Here is a 26,871-nt window from a genome sequence, read left to right on the forward strand (position 1 = left end):
TGTTGAGTTCGTAAGGTGAATCGACAAAACCGACCACTGGTCTGAAATAGTAAACCGACCGTCGGTCTGTAAAGGTAAGGAATTCATGACCAGAGAAAAACGCAAGAACATGAAGCCCGAAGACCGTCGCAATCAACTGCTGGATTGCGCCTATGAGCTTTTTTTCACGAAGGGTTTCGAAGACACCACGATGGCGGACATACTCGCCAGTTCTGGTGTTTCTAAGGGCGGTTTTTATCATCACTTCGAATCGAAAGATGAACTGGTGTTCGGAATCTTCGTCCGGATGACGGCCCAAATCGCCGCCGCGATGCAAACGATTGTCGATGACACCTCAAAATCTGCCGTCGCTCGGCTCCAAGCGATATACGATCTGCAAGCCCAAGCGATTTCCGCGATGGGGCCAGAAGCGGTGATTTATACCCACGGTGCTTTGACACAAGTCGCGAACCTCGGCCTACAGGCGCTCTTGCACCGGACAATCGCACAGGCCTCCATGCCGTTTTTGACCCAACTTATCGAAGACGGAAAAACCAGCGGCGAATTTTCGGTTGAAGATGCAAACACAACGGCAACGTTCATCACCTTCATAAACAACTCTTACGATGGGCCCCTTTCCGCAGCCTTAGAGGCCCGCGGATCAGATCAGGAAGGCGAAGCCAAACGCGCATTGTTCGCGGCGTATGAAATCCAATTCGACACGATCAATTTGTGCCTTGGGCTTTCCAAAGGTACAATCAAACACAATTGGTCTGAATTTGTAGACGCCCTGTTGGCGGTTCCTAGGACCAAGAGATAGGCCCGTATTCACCCGCGAAATCACAGCCTCTCTTGACCCGCACAGAACGACCCCTATAAGGCCCCTCTGCAGCAAAAGGACGGACGCCTCACATGGCACGCAAACGCAAAGGACGCGACATTTCAGGATGGTTGGTGGTGGACAAGCCTGCGGGCATCACATCCACATCAGTCGTGAACAAGGTCCGCTGGGCACTTGACGCTAAAAAGGCCGGGCATGCAGGGACATTGGATCCCGAAGCAACGGGCGTTCTGGCCGTCGCTTTGGGCGAAGCCACCAAGACGGTGCCCTATATCACTGATGCGCTCAAGGCGTATACCTTTACCGTCCGTTTGGGTCAGGCAACCAACACCGATGACACCGAAGGCGAAGTGATCGCAGAAAGTGACATCCGTCCAACGGATGCACAAATCAAAGAGGCCCTGTTGCCCTTCATTGGCGACATCCAGCAGGTTCCACCCAAGTTTTCTGCGGTCAAAATTGACGGCCAACGCGCCTACAAACTGGCTCGCGATGGCGAAGACGTCGAAATCGCACCCCGAGCGCTGTGGGTCGAAGAACTCTTATTAGTGGATCGCCCTGACCAAGACCACGTGACGCTGGAAATGACCTGTGGCAAGGGTGGCTATGTCCGCTCTATCGCGCGGGATCTGGGGGCCGCACTTGGCTGTCATGGTCATGTGCGTGAACTGCGTCGAATCTGGTCAGGCCCATTCGAGGTTCAAGACGGGTTGACGGTTGAGCAAATCGACGCGATGGCCAAAACGCCTGATCTAGACGGCTATGTGCGTCCGCTTGAACAAGGTCTGTCGGAATTGCCCGAACTGAAATGCACACCCGAGGGCGCTGTGCGCCTGCGCAATGGCAATCCCGGTATGGTTCTGGCCAGCGATGTGGAATATGGCGACGACGCCTGGGCTTCACTCAACGGAGAAGCCGTTGCTGTTGGCGTCTACAAAGCAGGCGAATTGCATCCCAACCGCGTGTTCGTCAAAGCCTAAGAAATCAAAGCGCCAAATCCAGCCTGTTTGGGTTTGGCCTTTTTTAACGCACCCTGGCGCATATGCTTGAGGTCTGCGTGGAAATTCATCACAACTGACACATGATCACACGCACCCATACAAAGGGCGATGCGCCCTCGACCGCAGTGTATTCGGATTGCGAAAAATACCGCTATAGCCTGACCCGAGTCTGGGATACCGCAGGGCGCAAAGCCCTGTTTGTCATGCTCAACCCATCAACCGCGACCGAGTCAGTCTTCTATACACTAAAAAATGTTTTCTTACTTTAGATACATATAGATGAAAGAAAAACAGCGTGCTGTTAACTGTTTTCCTGCGTTGGAGAGAAAGATGACGAATGTGAAGGAAAATTACCTTGGCGACGCCGCACACAGGCTGCACGATCCCGGTGGCAAGGTTCGAATCAATCTTCCGGACGGTGTGAGAGGCGGCGCAACGTTCTCCCCATGCGGTCGATACCGGCAGGTCTTGACGCGTGACTGGACACCGGAGGAAGCAAAGCCGCGAACCATCATGTTCGTTGGCCAAAATCCCTCCATCGCCACGGCAGACGTTTCGGATCCGACCTGTGACAGGGAGCTTGGCTTTGCCAGACGGTGGGGCTTCACTCGTTATGTGAAGACCAACATGCTGGACTGGCGCGCGACCGAACCTAAGAACGTCCCGCAGGATCCCGAATTGGCATGCAGCTCAGAGAATCTCCCAGCTATTCTGCGAGAAGCCGAGGGCGTCGAAGAAGTTTTGCTGGCCTATGGGAAGCTACATAAGCGCTTCGCACCAATCGTCGATGAGACCCTGCGCGCGCTCAGAAAGGCCGGAAAACCGCTCTACTGCTTAAAACTGAATAAGGACGGGTCAGCAGGCCATCCTCTTTACATCAGCAGCACGACAGATCGCTTTCCATTTCCCGAAGCCTGACGCGCCGACCTTAAACTGGTCTAATCAAAGATGTTGCTGCTGGGTTGCGTTCGAGGGCGTGTGTAGGTTCGGGCATAGCTTTTCATTCGGGCGACCCGCTTCATCCAATTTGGCCGAGCGTGCCTGAAGTGGCTCTCTGCCGCTTGAGCAGTGTTTCGAATAGGTGAAAATAGCTGACTGTCCATTCTGTAGTCTGGGCGGCAAGCTGGCATTCTCCAGGTGCCAAAAACAACAAATTATACTCTTAAGACTCCAGGCCGTTCTGATGAGGTCTGATCTTGTCTCATCCGCAGAACACGTCGAGCCCGGCGTTGCAGAGATGATGATAGAAGATTACACACAACTGAACGGTAATGAATTGGGCTGACAAAACAGCGCCATAATATTTTGACGGGGCGAATCTGTGGTAGAGCAAAGGAGAGGCATTAAGGCAAGCAACGACCTCAAGAGTTTCGAGTATAGACCGGGCACAGGTTTTGACCTGCTAATGCAGAACTCATCTGGCTCGAGGAGTTTGTACACGAGATGAGTGCTGCAACAACGATGAGCAAGGCAGAGCGCGATCTCGAAGAGGATTTCATCGCTAAGCTGCGCGATCTCAAATACGAGTATCGCCCCGATATTCGTGATCGAGCTAAGCTGGAAGAGAACTTCAGGAGGAAGTTCGAACAACTTAATCGTGTCACGCTCACCGATGGCGAGTTTCAGCGGTTGCTTGATGAAATCGTCAAGCCAGATGTTTTCACTGCGGCACGAATCTTGCGTGAGCGGAATAATTTCACCCGCGATGACGGCACGCCTCTGAATTATACGCTCGTCAATATCAAGGACTGGTGCAAAAACTCCTTCGAGGTGGTCAATCAGCTCCGCATCAATACAGACAACAGTCACCATCGCTATGACGTCATCCTCCTGATCAACGGTGTGCCGGTCGTTCAGATTGAATTGAAAACCCTCGGCGTAAACCCGCGTCGTGCCATGGAGCAGATCGTCGAATATAAGAACGATCCTGGGAACGGTTATACCAAGACCATCCTGTGCTTTCTTCAGCTTTTCATTGTCAGCAATCGAGATCGAACGTTTTATTTCGCCAACAATAATGCGACGCATTTCGCCTTCAATGCCGAAGAGCGCTTTCTGCCGTTCTATGAGTTCGCGGACGTAGGCAATAAAAAGATTGTCCATCTCGAGAGCTTCGCCGAGACGTTCCTCGCCAAATGCACCCTCGGCCAGACGATCAGCCGCTATATGGTGCTGGTGGCAGGTGAGCAGAAGCTTCTAATGATGCGGCCTTATCAAGTCTACGCTGTGAAGGCGATCGTTGATTCCATCACTCAGGACTGTGGCAACGGCTACATCTGGCACACGACTGGTAGCGGCAAGACGCTCACGTCGTTCAAGGCGTCAACCCTTCTCAAAGACAATCCCAACATCGAGAAGTGCCTCTTCGTTGTGGACCGAAAGGACCTTGATCGGCAGACGCGCGAGGAGTTCAACAAGTTCCAAGAAGGCTGCGTCGAGGAAAACACCAACACCGCCTCTCTCGTTCGCCGCCTACTGTCGGATGACTACGCCGACAAAGTCATCGTCTGCACGATTCAGAAGCTGGGGCTTGCGTTGGACGAAAACAGTAAGAGGAATAAACAGCAGAAGAAGGGCGGTAAGAAGAGCTTCAAGGAACAGCTGGAACCCCTGCGTGACAAGCGCATCGTCTTTATCTTCGACGAATGTCACCGGTCCCAGTTTGGCGAAAATCACAAGGCCATCAAGTCATTCTTCCCCCGAGCCCAGCTCTTCGGCTTCACAGGAACCCCGATCTTCGATCAGAACTCGGCCCAGCAGAAGATCGAGGACACGCAGGCCAGCATGAAAACGACGGAAGATCTCTTCCAAAAGCGTCTTCATACCTACACGATCACCCACGCCATCGAAGACGGAAACGTCCTTCGTTTCCATGTGGACTATTTCAAGCCAGAGGGAAAAATTCTGCCGAAGCCGGGCGAACCTCTCGCCAAGCGGGCGGTCATCGAGGCCATCCTGGCCAAGCACGACGCGGCCACCGGCCACCGACGCTTCAATGCCTTGCTCGCTACATCGTCGATCAATGATGCCATCGAGTATCATTCCCTCTTCAAATCCATGCAGGCCGAGAAGCTGGCGACCGATCCCGGCTTTCAGCCGCTAAACATCGCCTGCGTTTTCTCGCCGCCCGTTGAGGGCAATCCTGATGTGAAGCAGATCCAAGAAGACCTGCCGCAGGAGAAGGAAGACAACGCGGTCGAGCCGGAAAAGAAAAAGGCGGCACTGAAGACGATCCTCGCCGACTACAACGCCCACTACGGCACCAATCACAAGATCAGCGAATTCGATCTGTATTACCAGGACGTGCAGAAGCGTATCAAAGACCAGCAATGGCCGGGTGCCGACCTGCGGAAAGCCTACCCCAATCAACCGCACCATAAGATCGACATCACGATTGTCGTCGACATGCTGCTGACCGGATTTGACTCAAAATTTCTGAACACGCTCTACGTTGACAAGAACCTGAAGAACCACAACCTGATCCAGGCCTTCTCGCGCACCAACCGGGTGCTGAACGCCACCAAGCCCTATGGCAATATCCTCGACTTCCGTCAGCAGCAGGGCGCAGTCGATGCCGCAATTGCCCTCTTCTCGGGTGAGGCTGCAGCGGAAAAAGTCCGAGAAATTTGGCTGGTCGACAAGGCCCCCGTGGTTATCCAGAAACTGGAAAGCGCAGTGCGGAGGCTTGACACCTTCATGAAGTCGCAGAGTCTCGTTTCCGCTCCTGAAGAGGTGCCCAACCTTAAAGGCGATGCGGCCCGCGCGGCGTTCGTCGAACACTTCAAAGAAGTCCAGCGGCTCAAGACCCAGCTTGACCAGTACACCGACCTGACGGATGAAAACCGCAACACCATCGAACAGGTCTTGCCCCGCGACAACTTGCTTGGCTTCCGCGGGGCCTACCTTGAAACCGCTCAGCGTCTTCGGGCCCAGCAGGGCAAGGGGCAGGACGATGGCAAGCCAACACCTGAAGCAGACCAACTGGATTTCGAATTTGTTCTCTTCGCCTCGACTGTCATTGATTATGACTACATCATGGGCCTAATCGCCCGCTATTCCGAAGCGACACCGGGCAAGCAGAAGATGAGCCGTGAAGAGCTGATCGGCCTGATACAGTCCGACGCCAAATTCATGGACGAGCGCGAGGATATCGCGGCTTATATCAACACCCTCACGGCGGGTGATGGGCTGAGCGAAAAGGCCATCCACGAGGGTTACAGCCGCTTCAAGACGGAAAAGAACGCAGGCCAACTGGCGGACATCGCAGGCAAGTACGGGCTGGAGACCGAGGCCCTGCAAGCCTTTGTCGACACCATCCTGCAACGCATGATCTTTGATGGCGAGCAGCTCACCGACTTGATGGAACCCCTTGGCCTGAACTGGAAGGCGCGACGGGTGAAGGAATTGGACCTGATGGCCGACTTGATGCCGTTGCTGCTTAAGCGCGCCGGTGGACGCGAAATTTCGGGGCTCAGCGCATATGAGCAGTAAAGTGAAATCGTCCATCGCGGCGGGCAGTGGGTCTGCCTTGGTACCTGAGCGGCGCTTCCCAGAGGTTCAGGACACAGCTGTTTGGGAAACCGCTCCCGGCAATGAGCTATTTCAACAAGTAAGCAATCGTAAAGCCCCGCCCGGCCTTCCTATCCTTGCTATCACGCAAGAACATGGCGCGATTCCAAGGGACATGATTGATTACAATGTTTCAGTAACTGAAAAGAGCCTTGAAACCTACAAGGAAGTGCGGCCCGGCGACTTCATAATCAGCCTCCGTTCGTTCCAAGGCGGCATCGAATTCTCTGAATATCACGGTATCTGCAGCCCGGCTTACGTCATACTTCGCAAACGCGGGCGATTGTGTGGTGCCTTCTACAGGCAGTATTTCAAATCGCATGCTTTCATCCAACAGCTGACCCGGAACCTTGAGGGTTTGCGCGACGGGAAAATGATCAGCTACAAGCAGTTTTCCGAACTGCAACTGTTGAAACCAGCTTTCCCCGAACAACAAAAGATCGCCACCTGTCTGGAATCACTGGATACGCTGATTGCCGCGCAGAGGCGGAAGTTAGAGGCGCTCAGTGCCCACAAGGAGGGCCTGATGCAGCAGCTTTTCCCCCAAGAAGGCAAAACCCAACCCCGCCTACGGTTCCCCGAGTTTGAAGGAGCGGAGAAGTGGGAAGAGAAGCATCTGGAAGGTCTGGCAAAGAGGGGGTCCGGGCACACCCCCAAAAAGAGCATGCCGGAATACTATGATGGTGGGATCAAGTGGGTTTCGCTCGCTGACTCAAAGCGCCTTGACCAAGGGCTAATTTCTAAGACGGCAATTGAAATCTCCGACAAAGGTATCAAAAACTCATCCGCCGTTCTACACAAAGCAGGCTCGGTATTGATTAGCCGTGATGCTGGTGTTGGGAAAAGTGCCATAATGGCTTCGCCCATGGCTGTTAGTCAGCACTTCATTGTTTGGACGTGCGACGACCGCAGGCTAAGCAACTGGTTTCTGTATCATTTGCTTCAGCATTCAAAACCACTCTTTGAGCGCATGGCGACTGGAAGCACCATTAAGACGATCGGCCTGCAGTTCTTTATTAACCTACGCTTCAGAATCCCATCGCGCCCTGAACAACAACGCATCGCTGACTGCCTCACCTCCCTCGACGACCTCATCGCCGCTGAGACCCAAAAATCCGAGACGCTCAAGATCCACAAGAAGGGGCTGATGCAGCAGCTTTTCCCCCGGATTGGGGAGGATTGACGCATGAAAACCTATAAGAACCTGAAAACTCTGGTCACAAGACTCCGTGACGATCTGAACAATCCCACGAAGGCGACATCGCTCGTCCTGATTTACGCGTACAACCGCACTGGCAAGACACGCCTGTCGATGGAATTCAAGGACGCAGGGAAGCGCAAGAACAAGAAGAACCCGACCGGCACGCCCGACACCCTCTATTTCAACGCCTTCACCGAGGATCTCTTCGTCTGGGAAAACGACCTTGAAGGCGACAGCGTACGCCGCTTGCAACTGAATGAAAAGTCATCTTTCTTCGACGCAATGACGGAACTCGCGCTCGACGAGACCATCGCCCGTTACCTTTCCCGCTATGCCGATTTCGAGTTCGACTTCACCTACAAAGATGTTCAACAGGGTAAGGATACCATCTCCAAGCCGGATTTCGTGAGCTTCCGAAAGGGGGACGAGACCAACATAAAGGTGTCGCGGGGCGAACAGAACATCTTCATCTGGTGCATCTTCATGGCGATTTGCGAACGGATGCTGGACGGGCATGAATCCTATCAGGGGAAGAAGTATCTTTATATCGACGACCCGATCTCGTCGCTTGATGACAACAATGCGATTTCCGTTGCCTGCGACCTGGCAAAGCTGCTGCGTCGAGCAACCACGCGGCGGAATGCCGAAGGTGCGCCCGCTCCGATCAAAGTGATTTTCTCCTCACATCACGCCCTATTCTTCAACGTCATGTGCAATGAAGTTGGTCGGAAGATTGATGATGCCCCTTCGGTTGTCCATCGGCGCTATTTCCTGCATCGTCCGAGCAGCGACGGCAGCTACACGCTTCAGGCTACGGAAGACACGCCATTCTTCCACCATGTGGCGACGCTTGCTGAACTGCAGCGAGCGGCTGATCCGAAGAAGGGTAAGCTATACACCTTTCACTTCAACGCTCTGCGGAGCGTTATGGAGAAGACGGCATCTTTCTTCGGGCACCCAAACATCGCCTTTTGCCTGAAGGCGCTCGACACAGAAGAAGATCGGGCGCTATTCAACCGAGCCCTCAACCTACTGAGCCACGGCCCATATGCCATCCATGAACCCACGGAGATGGGGGAGGACAACAAGGACCTTTTCCGCCGCATGCTGCGCGAGTTCATCGCCCGCTTCGAGTTCGCCCTACCGGGTGCCGTTCCGGCTCCGCCCCCAGCCCCGGCGCCCGCACCCGCCCCTGAGGAAGTACCTGCACAATGAACGACCAAATCCAAAAGCAATTGGGCAAGACGCTCTGGAACATCGCCGATACGTTGCGCGGGGCGATGAACCCGGACGACTTCCGCGACTACATGCTATCATTCCTGTTCCTGCGCTACCTCTCAGACAACTACGAGGCGGCGGCAAAGCGGGAACTGGGGCCGGACCTCCTTGATCTGCCGGATGTTCTTGAGAGCACCGGTGCCAGTACGCCGCTGCAAGCCTGGTACGAGGACAACCCAGGCGACGTTGTAGAGTTCGAAAAGCAGATGCGCCGCAAGGTACATTATGTGATCCAGCCGCCCTATCTGTGGAACAACATCGCAGATCTGGCGCGCAAACAAAGCGATGAGCTGCTGCTGACGCTGTATGAGGGCTTCAAGTATATCGAGAACGAGTCCTTCCAGAGCACGTTCGGCGGGCTGTTCTCGGAGATCAACCTTTATTCGGAAAAGTTGGGCAAGACGCAGGCGGAGAAGAACAAGAAGCTTTGTTCAATCATCGCCGAGATTGCCGGGGGGTTGGCCGAGTTCTCGTCTGAAGCGGATCATCTGGGCGATGCCTACGAGTATCTGATCGGCCAGTTCGCTGCCGGCTCCGGAAAGAAGGCTGGCGAGTTCTACACGCCGCAGCAGGCCTCTGACATCCTGTCCGCGATCGTAACCCTGGACAGCCAGGAGCCCGCCACCGGCCAGAAGAACCGTTTGGCGAGCGTGCTGGACTTTGCCTGCGGCTCGGGGTCGCTATTGCTCAACGTGCGCAAGCGCATGAGCCAGAGCGGAGGTAGTATCGGCAGAATTTTCGGGCAGGAAAGCAACATCACAACCTACAACCTCGCCCGCATGAACATGCTACTGCATGGGGTCAAGGATACCGAGTTTGAGATTTTCCACGGCGATACACTGGCCAATGATTGGGACATCCTACGCGAGTTGAACCCTGCCAAGAAGCCCGCCTTCGATGCAGTGGTAGCCAACCCGCCCTTCAGCTTACGCTGGGATCCGACCGAGGCGATGGGCGATGATGTTCGGTTCAAGAATTACGGGCTGGCACCAAAGTCTGCCGCCGACTTTGCCTTCCTCCTGCACGGCTTTCACTATCTGAAGGATGAGGGAGTTATGGCAATCATCCTGCCGCATGGGGTGTTATTCCGAGGTGGGGCAGAGGAGCGCATCCGCACGAAGTTACTAAAGGACGGTAACATCGATACTGTCATCGGCCTGCCTGCAAACCTGTTCTATTCGACCGGTATCCCTGTCTGCATTCTCGTACTCAAGAAATGCAAAAAGCCAGACGACGTTCTCTTTATCAATGCCGCCGACCACTTCGTAAAGGAAAAGCGGCAAAACCAGTTGGGAGATGGCAGGAATGGGACACCTGACCATATCGGGAAAATCATTTCGACCTACCAATTCAGGACGGAAGAGGACCGCTACTCCAAGCGTGTGAGCATGGAGCGAATTGCCGATGAAGGCTACAACCTCAACATCTCTCGATACATCAGCACTGCGGTTCCGGAAGAGGAGATCAAGCTGGCAGATGCACAGAAGCAGCTTGTCGAGATCGAAAAGCAGGTCCGAAAGGAGACCTCAAGGCACAACAGCTTTCTAAAGGAACTTGGTCTTTCTGTGCTCCCAGGGGGCGATTGATTTGAGGCTGATGTAAATCAGGGCAAAGAGCGTTTCGTGCAAGGGGCGATCGAAGAGCGCATTGACCAACTCGATTACCGATCGAATTAGCTGCTTGCGCAACCTCAGATTGCTATTCCGAACTTCTCTGCACAATGACAGACCGTACATCAGGTTGCAGGCCAAGATCACCTTCCTCGCACACAAGGTATTGGAAACAGGCCGCTAATCGGGAGAATCCCAAATTTCAACACGACCTAATAATGATGGGTCTACCGACATTGGACGAGATGAACTGTTGCACCTCGTAGTAAACGGCCGATTGTGGAGACACAGCCCTACCTTAGATGAAGACATACTCCTGATTGAAAAGGTCTTGCTCCATACCTCAGGAGAAGAAAATACTCAGCGAGGGATTTCCTTGATGGGAAGAGATGCATGCAGACGCAATTGATCCAACGGATCAACGGAAAGTGCATGAGCCCATGCACAATACTCGAGCACATCAAGACGGCGCTCGCATAATTCAACCTTCGCAACAAAGGACGGTGGGCGCTTTAGTGTCTTCGCAAGTGTTGCCTGCGACAATCCTTGCGAGGAACGCTCCGCAACCAGCGCCTCAATCAGTCTTCTATATTGTTTTGTGTGAAGCGTGCCGGCCATAAAGTAACCCAAGGTATAGACACGCTGGATACCTCTGGTTACTGATACTCCCAAATTGGGAGTAAGATGTGCTGTTAGAATATGTATTGGTAGACCACCGGTGGCAGGAAGCTCACTGGCTTGAAGCCTTTAGAATACGTCTTTGTGGTTGGCTACCGGCAGATATCGCCGCAGATGCAATTTCGAATGGCCTGTTTCTTAGAGTGCATGATTCCTACGAGCCCAATGTGGTGTTGACTGGAAAAGCCTGTCGGCTAACAGACGTTGCGGCTGAAGTAGGGGAGAGTTCTCAAAACTGCCTGATGCTCGCAAATGTGTTGATTACAAAGGGGTTCAACAAAGGCTGGTTAACACCAGAGAAACATGCCGACGTTGCGCGCCTACAAACCAGGCAGATTTTCCCTAAGACCTTCAGAGACAAAATTCGATCTGAAATAGCCTCTATAGATCTTCTGAACAAGTAAACTATATAGCGCCTTGGTTCGCAGGCATTCGGCGCGCATTCTCTGAAGCTTTATCACTGCCCATTCTGTCTGCGACTTCCTGGGGAATACCATCTCCTTGAGTTCTTCGGTCATGCGCGGCCTGCCGTAGCTGCCAAGGTTGAGGCGGGATGCCGACAGAGACCACCAACCTCGCCAACGAGTCAGGATTTTTTTGCGCTTCCCTGAATCCCTCCAACCCATTTTCTCAAAAAACTCCTGAAGCTGACTTTGCTGATGCGCAAAATGTTCAGCCTTCCAGGTTTCCGAGGCTGGTTGGGCAGGTCCGTTAAGGTATCAGAGCTTCCAAAGACCTATGAGGCAAACTCAAAAGTGAGCAGTTCTTCGTGCCTGCTGTCCGATTTGCCAAGCCTGGCACAAGGCTGCGGCATATTCACCAGCCTGCTGGTCTGCTTTGCGCTCAGACAGGGCTGCGTTCACCGCTCCCAGTTGCCCAGCGTTGAAGCATCCCTCGTCCGAAAACGCTCTCCATGCAAGTTCATCGAAATCATGGATTATAAGCGTGCGCTTACCAAGCAAACCGCTCAACCACGGTCTGCCGATTTCTGGAGTGTCGGAAACCAAAGCTCGCCGCCCGACGATTTTTGACCACCATGTTGCTACACCTACAGCACTCTGGGTGCACTGACTGGGCCATGAAGTGCCGTTATCTTCTCTGGCTTCATTACTCGCGCCCGCTCTCTGCGGTTCAAGGGTGGGGTCGATTAACACGCTGTGTACGATGATTTTGTCAGTTTCCCACCAAGCAACTCCGACTTCGAGAGGACGCGCTTTTGATGAAAGAATTGAGGTTTTGAATGCAACAAAAGCATGACCACCGCCGATCACAATATGCCCATCCGGGTCAAGCCCAGCTCCCATCTGAAGCGTTCGGCGCAAGGCAAAGAATTCCTCTTCCCGAGGGCCCGGTTCTCCCATCAATCGCTCAAAATCGGCAAGTTTATCTTTGTCCATGAATTGATTATATCACGCAGTCTTCAGAACTCGAAGTGCTTAGGTTGAAATCGGTATCGGGAAAGCCTGTGAGTGGCCTATGCTTGAGACATAGGAGTTGTGAAATGACCACTTTCGAAATCGCATTTGATTGTGCCGCTCTCGTGATCACTTTGGTCTCGGTGCTCTACATGCGATATTTGGTCAAGACGTATGCTGACGACCCCGTCGATGACCCAGAGCTTGTTCAGCGGTTCATTGAGGCTGCACCTTATTCTGCAAAGGAGTAGCTTGCAGGGGTACACCCGATGATGGGTATCAAGGGTAGACGCAGATTCGAACTTTCTCCAACTGACTCAAATCGGCTCTGATCTGAAAGGCCAGTCTCTTCGGTCCACAACCTTGGAAGGTTGGTTCCAATTCCTCTTTCCCAAAGTAAAAGAATGTGGCTTGAAACACATAGGAAGTTTGGATCCCCGAGAGGCTCAAACCCTCAGTGTTCCCGTAATGGTATGGGTAAATTCCGCGATACTATGAGAAGACACTGCACAGCTCTTTGGGTTGCCACAGGTGAAAATTTCCTTGAGTTTCAATAAAGTCCACGAAGCACTTCGGGCGGCCCTACACCCCTCCTTGATCACCCGAAGACCAAGCGGCGTTGAAGAGAATGACAAACAAGCTTCCGTAAGGTCCCATAAGGCTGCTTGGCGACTTCCAGCAGCCGCTGCTTCGGCTCGATGATTAGATCCCGAATTCATCATTGATCGACACTCCATGCTTCCGCTCCAAAAGAGCAAAATCTCAGATCAAGTCGCGCATCCTACGACTTAGTCCTCGTCGTCCCACCGATCCGTATCGTCATCGTTGGTCAATTGAAGCGTTTTGCCGACTATGCTCTTCAATACCTCCATCTCCTTCTTCTTTACCAAAGTCTGACGCGTCGTTCGACATGCCAGGCGTCCGCCAACCATAGCCAGGCCGATGCGGCTCATGTCTTCCTCATCGTGTAAGCGATCAACTAATGGCGCCAGAACCTCTGCAGACCCGCTCTCTCTGCCCTGAACAATGCCCGCTCGACCTTCCAATATTGCGTCGATGTCTAAGGGTGCCATCTTGCGAAGGCCTGTTCTCAGGATCTCAAGTTCATTGCGGAGCCGGCGAAACCTTTCGACTTCCAATCGGACGAACTGCCGATCATCGGCATTTGGAATTGTTTCTATAGCCTCCTCCAATCGCCGCCGTGATGGAGATGCCCGCCGCGGGAGTGATGGCTTCTGCCGTTCGTCTTCGCGTGCGCGAACATAATTCAACAGGCCCTCGTCATTCTGAAGGAAAGCCCTCGTCGGCCCTGACCAGGATCTGTCCTTGATCCGGCGCGCCTTGATATAGCGATCTATAGAAGAAGGTGTGATCTTCGGGTTCAGCCCGAGCCCAAAATCCTTCCCGTATGCGGCCTTGACAGTCTGAGCGCCACGACCCGAGGCGATTTCGTCGCAAGCCTGGGCGAGACGATCTATGGTTGCCTGCCGGATCTCGGGTCGAGCCATGCCTTTTGCTTCCCGATAAAGGCGCGTTCGAATCTCGTCGGAGGCCCGACTGGTTGGGTCACTCATCCTGTGCATCCCTTTTCTTCAGTACCTGGCGACCCTCGCCATGACTGTGACGTTCATCGTTAGAATACCTGGCCGCCACCATCCGAAGTTCGGGGAGCTTTGCCTCACCATTTAGAAGGTGTTCAATAAAATCTGGATACACGTTCGCACGATTTCTCGAATGCCGCGTGATTAAATCCCCGAACGCCTCCATGGCCGCTCGTCTCTTTTCCCGGTCAAGACGATAGAAAAACTCGGCGGCATCGTTTTTGCGTGCGATCTCCATCAGGATTTCATCCCTGATCTCCCGCGTTCCTGCGGGAATTTCCATCGAACCGCCGGAAGTCGAGGACGCCGCCGAAACCACTTCATGCAACAACTCCAACGCGTGAACTTTGTCGAACTTTCCAGAAAGCTCGGCATCTCCGGTTGTCACTAAGGAACTTGCGCCTCCTTCTTCGAGTATCGCAGCCTCGGATCTTCGAATAGTAACGAGTTCTGCCGCCCATTCCGCCCATAGTTCATCCCTAAACCGACGATGTCGCCTGAGCCGTGCTTCTATCCGGGATCCGGATCGTCCCGCATCTTCCAAGCGTGCAACTTCATTTGCTAAGTCCTGGTCCACTTGGAAGGAGTTCGTAATCTCGACCATGAGAGCGTTGAGCCGAAGCACGAGACCGTTCAAAAACGCTGGCCCGGTCACCCGAAATCTGCACCTCGAACACGCTTGAGGGCGAAACACCGGCTTGATCCGGCTGCTACCATCATTAAGCCCAATCTCGCAGGAAGCGCCCGGGCAGATTCCATGGGAAAATACCTCGTAGGGGTTGGGTTCTCCATCGGTAATCCCAGTCTTCAAGAGGCCACTGCCGTCTTTTCCGACACTATCGGCCCCACCAAGGTAAGCGCGGAGCACATCGTCCACCTCTGCGTCTGTTTGGGCTATCTCGAGGGCACGTAGCGCCTTCTCTCGGCGTGCTTCCAGCCCCGCACGAATTTCTTTGTGCGTCACATCATTACGGATCGCATTGTAGTGCCAAGTCATGACAACACTCTTGTGCCCGACAAGAATTGCGACCACCTCTGGCGATACACCAGCTTCGATCAATGTGGTAACAACTGTAACGCGTAGACTGTGCAGGTCCCATCGAGGCTTCCCGTCAGGCCGGACAAGCGGCTCCCAACGGAACTCGGCCCCGATCTCCTCTAACTTAACTCGCCTCCGCTCGTTATAAATCGGTTCGCAGTGCTGGAGGAGTTGAAACCAATAGTCGTATAATGCTGAGCGCGTTAAGGGAGTTCCATGGGGCCGCCTCGGGTCGCGGAATACAGTGAACACCTCTCCAATTTCCTCCGGCGTCGAAAGATCCTCTTCAAGACGGTGGTGAGTTGCTACGACGGGAGTTCTGCGTGGGTTATGCTCAATTTGCCATTTTCGCATCATCTCGAAATATCCAGCGTTCACCTCATCTACCCAGGGCACCTCGTAGGGCGCCGTCTTGTTGACCGCGAGATACATGCCAACCGCTTCCTCCCCTGGCCCAAGCGAAACCAGTCGCAAATAACCATCTTGGAAACCTGGCGTTGCCGTCGCCAAAGGATTCGGAACTCGGCAAAGCTGTTCTCTATCGATCCAGAACTCGTCGCGCTCACCGCTGTCCATCCACAGTGCACTTCGGGACCTCATCCCTGTGGTGAGAATCATATCCAATGCGATCGGGGCTGCCGGAAAAAACACCTCCTGCCTCTCCAGGCTTCCCGGCACCGTAATCAACCGAAACTGAGTCGGAAGTCCTCGGGCAAATGCAAAAGGAAGGCCGCTTGCAGTCGACCTACGGTTTTCTTCAATCACCACCTCCAGTAGCTCTTCATGCAACGGCTTTCGATGCGTTCTACCTGCACGCACCCGTCCTTTCTTAGGTGGGCAATCCTGTGCAACATCCACTGGAAACACGAAGTCTACCCAACCTTCACGAATTGCTACCAAGCGCATCACTTGGTCAAAGGTTCGAAGAGTTTTCGGGACTGTTTCAGGTACTCGCTTAGCTTTGAGGAAATCCACAAACGTGGGGAAAGACGAATTTCCAGAACCGCTGATATGATCGTTTCTACTTATGTCTTGCCAAGTCTTAGGTGCATTTTCTTCACCAATTTCCCAAACATAAAAAAGCCAATTAGCCATTTCATGTGTCCGGACATACTTTGTTTTTGTGGGTAAGAGCGTCAATCCTTCACGCATTGCCTGCGCCCAGTCCACGACATACTGCGGCACTTTGCCGTCACGCTCAAGAAGGGGTTTACCAACTTCTGATCGCATACGCCTTGGATCATACACCCAGGCATAAACCTCAGTCGAGTTGTCCACTCCTAACTTCACGCCGTAGCCAAAGTAGCGCACCGCCCCCCGAACATTGGGGTGCTCCATGTCCAGTCCAGCGGCAGCGACCAATAGGCGGAAATACCGATTTGCGTGAGTTGAGAAACGCCCCTTCACTACCCCAGTGTATTGACGCCTTTGGATCTCAATATCCTCCTTGATCCTCGGCAGTATCCAGCCATTGAACTCCCGGATTTGAAAGAAATTCGTTCGAAGAAGGAGTTCTCTATGGAATGGCAAAATAGATGAAGATTGCTTGTCACCTTTGAATACTTCTGCGCAGATTACCCTCCATTCTGTAGGCAAAGCGAAACTCCAAAAGAGCGGCTCCAAGCTTTGCGGAAGAATCCATGACCCTTCTGAAGCACTGATGTGAGGCCAGAAAAGCACCCCTTCCCGCGCAAGGTACAGGGCAAAGAGCAGATCCGCACATCGACGAGGCTTCTTCTCCCCCTTCGCTTTGAGATAGTTTCCGACGCCAGAAGCCAAGATCGACAGAGCTTCGTGGCTGTTGTCCACCTTGCAGAACCGACGATTTAGCTCACCTAAACCAAATCGAACGCCGACTGACGGAAAGCGGTCACTGAAAATCTCATCAAAATCCTTCGCGTCCGCAAAAAGCTTCCCCATGGCTGCTCTTTGTACGTCGGTCTCGAGTTCAAATATTCGGTCTGTTAAGTTGCCCTTTCTTGGCGACAACACCATCCCCTTCGACCCTCGCGTATCAGATACGGGAATCACACCAGTATTTATGAATGCCGATAATACTGGTTCCCGACGCAGCCAGTTCAAGTTTGACTGTTCCGAGCCCGCCCTCTTGAAACCAACAAGTGCGTTGGGCGGGCATGTAAGATCATCAAAGATGAATCTTCGGTTCGGATTGAAAACCTTAAATTCTTTTGGTTTCATTGAAAATATTGAAAGAATTTCCGATGAAAATGCTTTTACAAAGGAAACGAATAGCCGGTGGAATTCATCCATACCAAGGTCACGGCGTAGAACGAAAGCCTGGGATTCTCGGCTCACGATGCCGTTGCCGTCCGGCTCAATGCTTAGATCTGCTTCGTCCACCGAAATGACTTTATAACGCAACTTCTTCTCCGATATTGAATTTTACCCGCCGCGCCCAGCCAGTGCATCGTACGCGCTACGCGATGACCTCCCGTAACTCTCCTGACTTTCGATGGATGCATGACCGAGGCAGATTTGGACATGCTCTTCACTAAGCCCGAGCTCGTTTCTGAGGAGCCACTTGTAGTAATGCCTCATGCCGTGAAGGTTGCGGCCGAACCTCCGCGGCTCCAGTCCTGCCCGCACACAGGCTCTCTCGAAGGCCGATTGCACAGCCGAAATCTTCATGGGTTCGCCCCTCCGTGATCCGGAGCGGTCACTCATGTTGACAATTAGGTAGGGATGCCTCAGCGAAGTACGTTCAATGTCATGGAAGTCGGCAATTTCATCATGACACTCTTCAAACATTCGGCGCGCGCGGGAATTTGCCCAGAATACCTGATGGGTGTCATGTTCCCCGGAGACGATCGTGCCTTTCCAGCCCGCCCGCAAAGGATCCTTCCCGGACAGATCGCACCTGGGGATAAGACCATAGGTCGCCTGGAGAAAACTTCTCCTACTGACAGATCTGGAGCCAACGACACCGGTGTAGGTCGAGGTGATAGGATGAGCTCTTAGGAACACTCTCTCCAGCAATTCTTGCTCACGAAACTCCGGAAAGAAGTAGGAGCGGTATGCTCCAGGTAGGATATCGCAGGACCAAGTATTGAGCTGTTCGCTGATTCTCAGCCCTCCGAAAGCAGCCGTCACCCAGAGAGCCCGATAGGCCGGATTCCTTTCGGCGTTAATAATGGCCCAGATTTCTTCGGTTGGTGGAAACGTCCTCATTTTCTTTGTGCTCTGGCCACGCCTTACGATTAACGGCCGATAGGAAGTACCGGGTGATCGGATATCATGCCACCTAAGCCGGGCTGCAGAGAGGTGGGCGAAGAAATCTCCTTCACGTAGGCGACGAAATTCCTTCATTCGGCTCAGCGCGTGAGAATCACCCGCCATCGACCAGCTACGTCCCAACTCGGCCCGACCAAAGCTTTTAGAGCAAAATTCGAAGTATCGAACGATTGCAGAATACTCCCTTCGAAGGGTCATCGTTCCGATCGGCTTCCAGTCCAGTTCAGAGATTGGGTCGGAGGAACTAAATACCTTTGTGCCTGAAGCTCTCGTCGCCAGATATGCGTAGACCAAGTAATCTTGGTCCTCGTCATCCATCCGCCTTCCCGTAAGGGCCACGGCTATGAAGTTGGCAAGCCGTGATAGCGTACTGACGTCCTTGTCGACCGATACCGGCGAATGCGTCACGCTTCGCGCCCTTGCATAGGCAAACGCGTCCACCACTGGGAGGACCTCTCCATCATCCATCGCACAAAAAATCATGGGGATGGACTTGACGTTGCCATGCTCAACGACAGGTATTTCGACGACTGTCGCCACGGGTAGCTTCACCTCTGTTGGGGCGAAATCCGTTTTGGGGATAGTTTCGGCCATGGCCGAAACTATCCCCAAAACGGATTGAAAGCACAATAGGCGACAGTATCTAATAAAACACTTTATTACAGTGCATGGAAGTCCAAAACGACCCCACGGTTGAACGCTGTGAACGCCGGGCACGCGCACTCGGGTTTGGTGCCTTTCAGGTGACCAATATTTTTGCATGGCGTGACACCGATCCCAAAAAGATGCGCGCGGCCCAAGCCCCCATTGGCCCAGAAAATGATGCGGTTATTCAGGACGGTGTTGCCTGGGCGGATCAGGTCATCGCTGCATGGGGCGCACATGGCGATCATCTGGAACGCGGCACGGCTGTTGAGCAGCTGCTGCGAAACACCGGTCTTCCGCTGTTTCACTTGGGATTGACAAAAGCCGGCCATCCTAAGCATCCTCTGTATATTGCCTATACCCAAAAGCCGCTTCCCTGGCTCGACGCGCGTTAACCATTTCGTCAAACTCACTTTGACGACACGGGGCAACCCATGAGAAAATAGGGGTGTGGGGTTACGCATGTTCGGAGTTGGGTAAATGTTTCTGATTGCAGGTTTGCTTAGTTTAGCCGCTGTTGGCAGTGTCGTCATGCTGGGTGATGAAACCCTTACTTCCGTTGACGACGAATCCCAGCCCGTTGAAGGTGCCGAAGAAGACCTTGGCCCAATCGAACCGATCACTTCGATACTGCCATCGACAGATTCAGACGGATCAGAAGACGATTCCAATGGCATTCCGACTAACCGCCAGATCGGAAAGACTATTCTGTTTGGTGATGCCGCAGACAACGACATGACAGGAACCGAAGAAAATGATCAGATCAACGGTTACGACGGGCAAGACACCTTAAGCGGTGGCTTTGGCAATGATGTCATGCACGGTGCCGACGGCAATGACATGGTGCGCGGTGGCGCAGATGATGACGAGCTCCACGGCGAAGCGGGCAATGACACATTGCAGGGAGACGAGGGCAACGACAGCCTGTTCGGGCACTTTGGCGCTGACCAAATGAACGGCGGCGAAGGTCAGGATTCCATGCATGGCGGTCAAGACAATGACACCTTGGATGGCGGCGCTGACAACGACGCATTGCATGGCAACCATGGGGATGACCTCTTACGCGGCGGGGCTGGTCAGGACACACTGTTTGGCGGCCAAGGCAATGATCTGATCATCGGTGCGGACGACGGCGAAACCGGGTCAGCAGCAACAGATTTCCTAAATGGCGGTGACGGTCTGGATACGATCATTGCTGGCGAAGGGGATATTGTCACCACAGGCGCCGGAGCAGATACCATCGTCCTTGGGGATTGGATCATTCAAGGAGAAGCCGCAGATGTGATGGATTTCGAATCCGGCGAGGACAAGCTTTTGATCGGGTGGGATACAGAAAATGACCCCGATCCTGCAATCGACATTGAACAAGATCCACAGAACCCCAACGTGACCCGCGTGTCGATCAATGGCGAAGAAATCGCGACGCTGCTTGGGGGCGGTGCTGTGCTTCCATCCGACATTGTGTTGATGAACGAAGCCGATATTCCTGCCCTTGCCATGGCCGGTTAAGGCCAAATACAGCGGAAAACAGGACTTAATCCTGATCCGACCTTACAAAACCTTTGCCATTTCGTACAAAACTTCCTATATGCGCCCATCCCGAATGGTTCAGTCAGTCATGGCCGAATCGCAAGGGATCTTCTCCACGGGCCTGTGCTGGACGACATCCCGGCCTGCGCCATCATTCTAACCTTTTTGCAAAGGAGACCCCGATGTCGATTACTGCTGAAGAAAAAGCACGCGTCATGAAAGAATTCGCAACCAAAGAAGGCGACACAGGTTCGCCCGAAGTACAGGTTGCTATCCTGAGCTCGCGCATCGCGACCTTGACCGAGCACTTCAAGACCCACAAAAAAGACAACCACGGTCGTCGTGGTCTGCTGAAAATGGTTGCTCAGCGTCGTAAGCTGCTGGACTACACCAAGGCAAAAGATGTGGCCCGTTACCAGGACCTGATCAAACGCCTCGGCCTGCGCCGCTAATCAGCGATCGCCCGAAATAGAAACGCCCGCCATTTCGGCGGGCGTTTTTTTTTGCGCACGTTCCTTAGTTTATTTGGCGGGAACATACCAAATTGGGGAGGTATACGCGCGTTCCTGCTGCGCAGTGGGCGCGCCCTCTGGCAGCGCGCTTCCGACACGGATATTGTCATAGAGGTACCAAGGCGGAGTCGGGATCTCCAAAACACGCACATAATAGAACGCGCGCTCTTTTGGATCGAACTCGGGGTCCGTCCAAACGGAAATCAACTCGGGCGAACCAATGGTATTGGTCCAAGTGGCGGATGCAACATCGACTGTGTTTCCGACGGCCGGAATGCTGCCAGATGCATCAGCGACTCGATCCCCAGACCACGCAACATCGTAAACCTTTTCATGCGTCTTACCGCCTTCACCAACCCAACCTTTGACAATCTGAACCCGATCCAGATTGGCCCCGATTGGGTCACGCAAGGCCGCAATCAAAAAGTTTGGGGATTTTCCTTCTGGGGCCGCGGTCAGATCTCCGCCCATTGGCACCCCTTTCAGATATCCGATTGCCGAAACCTCTCGACTGGACAGATCAGCTTCGGCGAAATCATACCCACCAAAAAACCGTACCGTCATCCTGGGGCCAGTGGTTCCGTACACTTCTTTGCGATCCATCGCATCGAACAGCGACTCTCTGGTATTGTCCTTGGCCCAAACGGCTGCCAAGCCCGATGCGACTTGCTGCCAAGAAAACAGTTCCCCATTATCATTCTTCATAAACGGGTGGCTTAACCGTTCTGCACTTGGCTCATAACCAGCATGTTTACCAAAAAAGTTCTCTTCTTCGGCGGTTGCCAAAGATGTGTGGCTATCCGTTGCCCCAATCATTCCAAATTTGTAAGGGTTGGTGCCAAACTTCTCTTCAAGAAGCATGCCGTTCTTTAAGGCTTCGCGCGCATATTCACCGGCCAACATGTCATCTGTTTTGGCAGCAGACAGATCAAGGTTCCCAACATCCCATGTGCCGTAATCAGCAAACTCGTCATCAGGGGACAAAAATGGGTGGGTTTCGCCGTCACCCTTAATTTGCGTTACCTCATACATGCGTTCCCATTTGGCGCGCTGTTCAACATAGAGTTTGTCGATCGCCCGACCTGTGTATTGCGCATCCATTGGGAACATGATGCCGTTTGACAAGTTGCCGTTATGGGCAAACGTCATTGTGGCTCCGTTGGTCTTGGCTTCGTAATTTTCCAAATATTTGTACAGATCCAACGGATCCGCGCTGCCGACTGGTTCCTGCGTCGTATACGGCACGACTTGACGCGCCCGATCTGGCCCATCTCGGAAAATAACGTTTCGATGCAAATTCGCCCCTGCATAGAGGGAGGTCCATTCAAACCCAATGAAAGCAGTGAAATCGCCGGGCTCGTTGTACCGTTCCGCCGCCTGAATAACCTCTTCCCAGATCGTGGCATAGCGTCGGGACCCAGGCGAATAATTGGCAAACATTTCAGGATCCATCTCACCTTGTGAGAATGTCCCAATCAAATCCAATGCGCCATCAACGGCCTCTTGTCCGCCAGCATTAAAGGCCTTGGACCATCGCGCACCCTGTTCGTATCGCGTGACCAATGGAGACGCGGCCAATACATCTTGGATCATCCCCATCCCGTCAGAGTGATCCGTGATCGCAAGCCAGTCCAATGGACGAGAAAGGCGAACCTTTTGTCCCGATGAAGAGGTAACCTGTTCCCCACGTGCAAACTTGTATGCTTCGTCCAAACCAAGCCGGTTCCCAAAACCGCCTGCATCCATCGACAAAGCGGTGTGTAAATGACTGTCTCCCCAAAGCGGGCGCTCTGGAAACTCACGCTCCGCATAAGGGGAATACGGCTTATCCTCGGGAAAGAGCGAATCAAGTTGCCCTTCACCTGCTTGATATTCCTGCGCAAAGGATAAACTTGTACTCAGCAACACTGCGGCTGTCGTACAATTCAAGAGCGTAAGCTTTGACATGTTCGGTTCCTCAAAAACTACAAGTAATTAATGACCTTAAGCGTACACGCAATTTTGATACGAACCAAATTTACTTTCCAATTCAGTGGCGCTTAGGATTTTCGCTTTTTTCGAAAAATGCATTTTCCATGCTCTACTCTTTCAATTTCCAATTGCGACGATGCTTAGAAGCCCAACTGATTGCCCAAACCCTTTCATTCTCCAGCGTTCTAGTGTAAGGCCGCAGAATCTGAAACGGTGTGCCCGGACCCCAGCACACCAACCGAAGATGATAGGGGTCGGCGGCAATGGGGCCGCTATGTAAACGGGAAACCCGGGAAGGGCCTGGGAGTGTTCCCTTTTAGGATACGCTAAATGTTTAACGTAACTACGAAATCGATGCAGTGGGGCGAAGAGACGCTGACACTGGAAACCGGCAAAGTTGCCCGTCAGGCCGATGGTTCGGTTATCGCCACTTTGGGCGAAACCTCTGTCATGGCCAACGTGACCTTTGCTCGGCAGCAAAAACCGGGTCAGGACTTTTTTCCGCTGACCGTTCACTATCAGGAAAAATATTATGCCGCCGGTAAAGTACCGGGTGGCTTCTTCAAGCGCGAAGCGCGTCCCACCGAAAAGGAAACACTGACTGCGCGCCTGATCGACCGTCCGATCCGTCCGCTGTTCGTTCCTGGCTTCAAAAACGAAGTTCTGGTGATGTGTACCGTTCTGAGCCACGATCTGGTCAACGACCCGGACATGGTTGCGATGATCGCTGCTTCTGCTGCACTGACCTTGTCGGGCGCACCATTCATGGGCCCAATCGCGGGTGCCCGTGTTGGTTTTGAGGATGGCGAATACGTCCTGAACCCAACAGTTGACGACATGCAGGACCTGCGCCTGAACCCTGAACAGCGTCTGGATCTGGTTGTTGCCGGCACCAAAGACGCCGTGATGATGGTTGAATCCGAAGCTTACGAACTGTCCGAAGCAGAAATGCTGGGCGCGGTTAAGTTTGCTCACGAGCAGATCCAGCCGGTTATCGACCTGATCATTTCGCTGGCCGAAGAAGCCGCGAAAGAGCCGTTTGATTTCCAACCTGCTGACTATTCAGAGCTGTATGAGGCCGTCAAAGCCGCTGGTGAAACCGCAATGCGCGCCGCATTTGCGATCAGCGACAAGCAAGAGCGCACCGCCGCTGTTGCAGCTGCCCGCACCACCATCAAAGAAGCGCTGACCGAAGAGCAGCTGGACGACGCCAACCTTGGCTCCGCCCTGAAAAAGCTCGAAGCTGGCATTCTGCGTGGCGACGTTGTGAAAACCGGTAAGCGGATCGACGGTCGTGCGACGGACGAAATCCGTGACATCGTTTCGGAAACCGGCATGCTGCCACGGACCCACGGTTCGGCTCTTTTCACCCGTGGTGAAACACAGGGTCTGGTTGTGACCACTCTGGGCACCGGCGACGACGAACAGTTCATCGACGCGCTGCACGGCAACTTCAAATCGAACTTCCTGCTGCACTATAACTTCCCTCCCTATTCGGTTGGTGAAGTTGGTCGTGTAGGTGGCCCCGGCCGTCGTGAAATCGGCCACGGTAAACTGGCATGGCGTGCCCTGCAGGCCGTTCTGCCCGCAAGCACCGATTTCCCCTACACCATCCGCGTTGTGTCTGAGATCACCGAATCCAATGGCTCAAGCTCGATGGCTTCTGTCTGCGGCGGCTCGCTGTCGATGATGGACGCAGGTGTTCCATTGAAAGCACCAGTTGCTGGTGTTGCCATGGGTCTGATCCTGGAAGAAGACGGTTCCTACGCGATCCTGTCCGACATCCTGGGTGACGAAGATCACCTCGGCGACATGGACTTCAAGGTGGCCGGTACCGAAGCAGGTATCACCTCGCTGCAGATGGACATCAAGATCGCAGGCATCACGCCCGAGATCATGGAAAAAGCTCTTGAGCAGGCCAAAGCAGGCCGTATCCACATCCTGGGTGAAATGTCCAAGGCCCTGACCGGCGCGGCTGAATTCTCGGTGCACGCACCGCGGATCGAAACCATGCAGGTTCCAACCGACAAGATCCGTGAAGTGATCGGCTCGGGCGGTAAGGTCATCCGTGAAATCGTTGAAGTGTCCGGCGCCAAAGTCGACATCAACGACGACGGCATCATCAAGATCGCATCGCCAAACGGTGAATCGATTAAGAAAGCCTACGACATGATCTATTCGATCGTGGCCGAGCCTGAAGAAGGTGCAGTTTACACCGGTAAGGTCGTGAAGATCGTCGATTTCGGCGCCTTTGTGAACTTCTTTGGTAAGCGCGACGGTCTGGTCCACGTGTCCCAGATCGAAAACCGCCGCCTGAACCACCCTTCAGATGTTCTGAAGGAAGGCCAGGAAGTGAAAGTCAAGCTGTTGGGCTTTGACGATCGCGGCAAGGTTCGCCTGTCGATGAAAATCGTTGATCAGGAAACCGGCGAAGAAATCGTCGCTGAGAAAAAAGGCGAAGGCGCAGAATAATCTGCCCTTTACCTTGATCCTAAGAGAGGCCTCGGCAATTTGCCGGGGCCTTTTTTGTTGGCAACAGCCGTGGTGCGATCTCTGGCTCATATTCCTCCCCCACAAAATCACGGTTGTAACGTGGGGTTTAAGATGCCGAGGCTCTGCCCCCGCTGCTAGCTTGTGAATATGCTTCAGAGTCCCCCAGAAACCTCCACCCAATCGACACGCTATACCGCGATATGCACGGATGGCACTCGCATCGCCTGCCACCGCTTTGGGCAGGGCAGCCGCACGCCGATCATCCTGACCCATGGGACCTTTTCCAGTCACCAAGGCTGCCAAGGGTTGGCGCAGCACCTTGCCCTGTGTGGATATGATGTGTGGGCCTTTGACTGGCGAGGCCATGGCGCAAGTGACACGCCAACAGCGCAGTATGATTTCGAGACAGTCGCTTTGCAGGATGTGCCTGCGGTCAAAGAGTTGGTGAAACGGGAAACTCAAACAGCCAAATCAATCTGGCTTGCACATTCCGGTGGCGGTTTGGTGATGGCAATGTGGATGGCCCGTCACCCCGATCAGGCCAATCAAGACGTGTTGGGGCTGGGCATGCTTGCCACGCAAGCAAATCAAGCAGCCGCCCTTACCGCACATCGCCAGAAGATCGAGAATATGGCGGGCTGGTTGGCAGACATGGACATCATCCCTGCCCGCGCCCTTGGGGTCGGGTCTGATCCCGAGAGCGCGCATTTGATGCGCCAATGGTGCCGTTGGAACCTATCCGGTGCGTTCCACGGTGCGCAGGGTTTTGATTACCTTGCGGCCTTGCCCAGTCTGCACATGCCAGTGTTGACCTTAGCAGGTGCCGGAGATCATTTCGTAGCCCCACCACAGGGGTGTTTTGGCTTTGCCAACGCCTTTGGCAGCACCGACAAGACGCTGGTGCAGTGCGGCAAATCCTATGGGTTTCTTGAAGACTACGAACACGGGCGGATTCTGGCCTCCTCCTCCGCAAGAAAAGAGATTTGGCCACGCGTTGCCGACTGGGTTTCGAAACACGTCTGAATCGCGCAATCGGACTTCTGCGCTCTGATTGCAACGAATGGAACGCCGCTAACGGATCATGAGCGAAATAGGGCGCCTCTTCCCTTTGTGATCCTCTGACAACCCATATTTTATGACATTCCAGATCGCCGGTTCGAGGCTCATCAAATTTGTCCAAAACAGCTGTGATCAGGCGTGAAGGCCCCATCTCTTTTCATTTTGCTTGGGACGCGCACATGGTCCGATATCACCCG

At 53.6% G+C, this 26,871-nt stretch carries 19 protein-coding genes and 2 pseudogenes; 15 read left to right on the forward strand and 6 right to left on the reverse strand.

Features of this window, described 5'->3' with window-relative positions; all coding sequences use genetic code 11:
* The first annotated feature begins 85 nt into the window (after positions 1-85).
* The 8 genes and pseudogenes from ABWV33_RS04565 to ABWV33_RS04600 all read left to right on the forward strand — a co-directional run bounded on the left by ABWV33_RS04565 (position 86) and on the right by ABWV33_RS04600 (position 10,455).
* Positions 86-799 (forward strand): TetR/AcrR family transcriptional regulator, encoded by a 714-nt coding sequence (locus ABWV33_RS04565; RefSeq protein ID WP_353329284.1) that lies wholly within the window; start codon positions 86-88, stop codon positions 797-799.
* Between the two features lie 92 nt (positions 800-891).
* Positions 892-1,800 (forward strand): tRNA pseudouridine(55) synthase TruB, encoded by a 909-nt coding sequence (gene truB / locus ABWV33_RS04570; RefSeq protein WP_353329285.1) that lies wholly within the window; start codon positions 892-894, stop codon positions 1,798-1,800.
* Positions 1,801-1,901: 101 nt separating this feature from the next.
* A pseudogene (locus tag ABWV33_RS04575) lies at positions 1,902-2,051 on the forward strand (DUF1643 domain-containing protein); the annotation flags it as partial.
* 49 nt (positions 2,052-2,100) lie between these two features.
* A complete protein-coding gene (locus tag ABWV33_RS04580) occupies positions 2,101-2,739 on the forward strand; it encodes a DUF1643 domain-containing protein (protein ID WP_353329286.1) in 639 nt (212 codons plus the stop codon).
* A gap of 525 nt (positions 2,740-3,264) precedes the next feature.
* The gene (locus ABWV33_RS04585) at positions 3,265-6,312 is read left to right on the forward strand and encodes a type I restriction endonuclease subunit R (RefSeq protein ID WP_353329287.1); all 3,048 of its coding nucleotides are present in this window, start codon (positions 3,265-3,267) and stop codon (positions 6,310-6,312) included.
* A 1-nt stretch (position 6,313) separates the two neighbouring features.
* The gene (locus ABWV33_RS04590) at positions 6,314-7,573 is read left to right on the forward strand and encodes a restriction endonuclease subunit S (protein ID WP_353329288.1); all 1,260 of its coding nucleotides are present in this window, start codon (positions 6,314-6,316) and stop codon (positions 7,571-7,573) included.
* A gap of 3 nt (positions 7,574-7,576) precedes the next feature.
* Positions 7,577-8,806, forward strand: coding sequence for an AAA family ATPase (locus ABWV33_RS04595; RefSeq protein WP_353329289.1), 1,230 nt, complete (start codon positions 7,577-7,579; stop codon positions 8,804-8,806).
* Positions 8,803-10,455: a type I restriction-modification system subunit M gene (locus ABWV33_RS04600; RefSeq protein WP_353329290.1), complete on the forward strand. Its 1,653-nt coding sequence runs from the start codon at positions 8,803-8,805 to the stop codon at positions 10,453-10,455. The genes ABWV33_RS04595 and ABWV33_RS04600 overlap by 4 nt, the downstream gene beginning before the upstream one ends.
* A 384-nt stretch (positions 10,456-10,839) precedes the next feature.
* Here the strand turns inward: ABWV33_RS04600 and ABWV33_RS04605 are convergent, their stop codons facing one another.
* Positions 10,840-11,097 carry a helix-turn-helix domain-containing protein gene (locus ABWV33_RS04605; RefSeq protein ID WP_353329291.1) on the reverse strand — a complete coding sequence of 86 codons (258 nt, stop codon included), beginning with the start codon at positions 11,095-11,097 and terminating at the stop codon, positions 10,840-10,842.
* A 68-nt stretch (positions 11,098-11,165) separates the two neighbouring features.
* Between ABWV33_RS04605 and ABWV33_RS04610 the strand changes: the two genes are divergently transcribed.
* Positions 11,166-11,561: a hypothetical protein gene (locus tag ABWV33_RS04610; RefSeq protein WP_353329292.1), complete on the forward strand. Its 396-nt coding sequence runs from the start codon at positions 11,166-11,168 to the stop codon at positions 11,559-11,561.
* A gap of 345 nt (positions 11,562-11,906) precedes the next feature.
* On the opposite strand, the gene ABWV33_RS04615 is transcribed toward ABWV33_RS04610, so the two are convergent.
* Positions 11,907-12,554: a hypothetical protein gene (locus tag ABWV33_RS04615; RefSeq protein WP_353329293.1), complete on the reverse strand. Its 648-nt coding sequence runs from the start codon at positions 12,552-12,554 to the stop codon at positions 11,907-11,909.
* Positions 12,555-12,658: 104 nt separating this feature from the next.
* Between ABWV33_RS04615 and ABWV33_RS04620 the strand changes: the two genes are divergently transcribed.
* Positions 12,659-12,823 (forward strand): hypothetical protein, encoded by a 165-nt coding sequence (locus ABWV33_RS04620; RefSeq protein WP_353329294.1) that lies wholly within the window; start codon positions 12,659-12,661, stop codon positions 12,821-12,823.
* A gap of 537 nt (positions 12,824-13,360) precedes the next feature.
* On the opposite strand, the gene ABWV33_RS04625 is transcribed toward ABWV33_RS04620, so the two are convergent.
* From ABWV33_RS04625 to ABWV33_RS04635, 3 genes are read right to left on the reverse strand one after another with little or no spacing between them, the layout of a single operon-like run.
* Positions 13,361-14,146, reverse strand: coding sequence for a hypothetical protein (locus tag ABWV33_RS04625; RefSeq protein WP_353329295.1), 786 nt, complete (start codon positions 14,144-14,146; stop codon positions 13,361-13,363).
* Entirely contained in the window at positions 14,139-17,594 is a 3,456-nt protein-coding gene (locus ABWV33_RS04630) for a VPA1269 family protein (protein WP_353329296.1), read from the reverse strand. The genes ABWV33_RS04625 and ABWV33_RS04630 overlap by 8 nt, the downstream gene beginning before the upstream one ends.
* 21 nt (positions 17,595-17,615) lie before the next feature.
* Positions 17,616-19,058: a hypothetical protein gene (locus tag ABWV33_RS04635; RefSeq protein WP_353329297.1), complete on the reverse strand. Its 1,443-nt coding sequence runs from the start codon at positions 19,056-19,058 to the stop codon at positions 17,616-17,618.
* A 77-nt stretch (positions 19,059-19,135) separates the two neighbouring features.
* Between ABWV33_RS04635 and ABWV33_RS04640 the strand changes: the two are divergent.
* The 3 genes and pseudogenes from ABWV33_RS04640 to rpsO form a co-directional block, all read left to right on the forward strand.
* Positions 19,136-19,504: pseudogene (locus ABWV33_RS04640) on the forward strand (DUF1643 domain-containing protein); the annotation flags it as partial.
* An 85-nt stretch (positions 19,505-19,589) separates the two neighbouring features.
* Entirely contained in the window at positions 19,590-20,618 is a 1,029-nt protein-coding gene (locus ABWV33_RS04645) for a calcium-binding protein (RefSeq protein ID WP_353329298.1), read from the forward strand.
* A 203-nt stretch (positions 20,619-20,821) separates the two neighbouring features.
* Positions 20,822-21,091, forward strand: a complete 270-nt coding sequence (gene rpsO / locus ABWV33_RS04650; RefSeq protein ID WP_113822315.1) for a 30S ribosomal protein S15 — start codon at positions 20,822-20,824, stop codon at positions 21,089-21,091.
* Positions 21,092-21,160: 69 nt separating this feature from the next.
* Here rpsO and ABWV33_RS04655 read toward each other — a convergent pair whose 3' ends face one another.
* Positions 21,161-23,098, reverse strand: coding sequence for a DUF3604 domain-containing protein (locus ABWV33_RS04655; protein WP_353329299.1), 1,938 nt, complete (start codon positions 23,096-23,098; stop codon positions 21,161-21,163).
* 354 nt (positions 23,099-23,452) lie between these two features.
* On the opposite strand from ABWV33_RS04655, the gene pnp reads away from it, so the two are divergent.
* Positions 23,453-25,594 carry a polyribonucleotide nucleotidyltransferase gene (gene pnp / locus ABWV33_RS04660; RefSeq protein WP_164621203.1) on the forward strand — a complete coding sequence of 714 codons (2,142 nt, stop codon included), beginning with the start codon at positions 23,453-23,455 and terminating at the stop codon, positions 25,592-25,594.
* 168 nt (positions 25,595-25,762) lie between these two features.
* Positions 25,763-26,638 (forward strand): alpha/beta fold hydrolase, encoded by an 876-nt coding sequence (locus ABWV33_RS04665; RefSeq protein WP_353329300.1) that lies wholly within the window; start codon positions 25,763-25,765, stop codon positions 26,636-26,638.
* Positions 26,639-26,871: the final 233 nt, after the last annotated feature.

Origin of the sequence: Phaeobacter sp. NW0010-22, from assembly GCF_040365955.1 — a bacterium.
In the GTDB taxonomy this organism is placed as follows: domain Bacteria; phylum Pseudomonadota; class Alphaproteobacteria; order Rhodobacterales; family Rhodobacteraceae; genus OMPR01.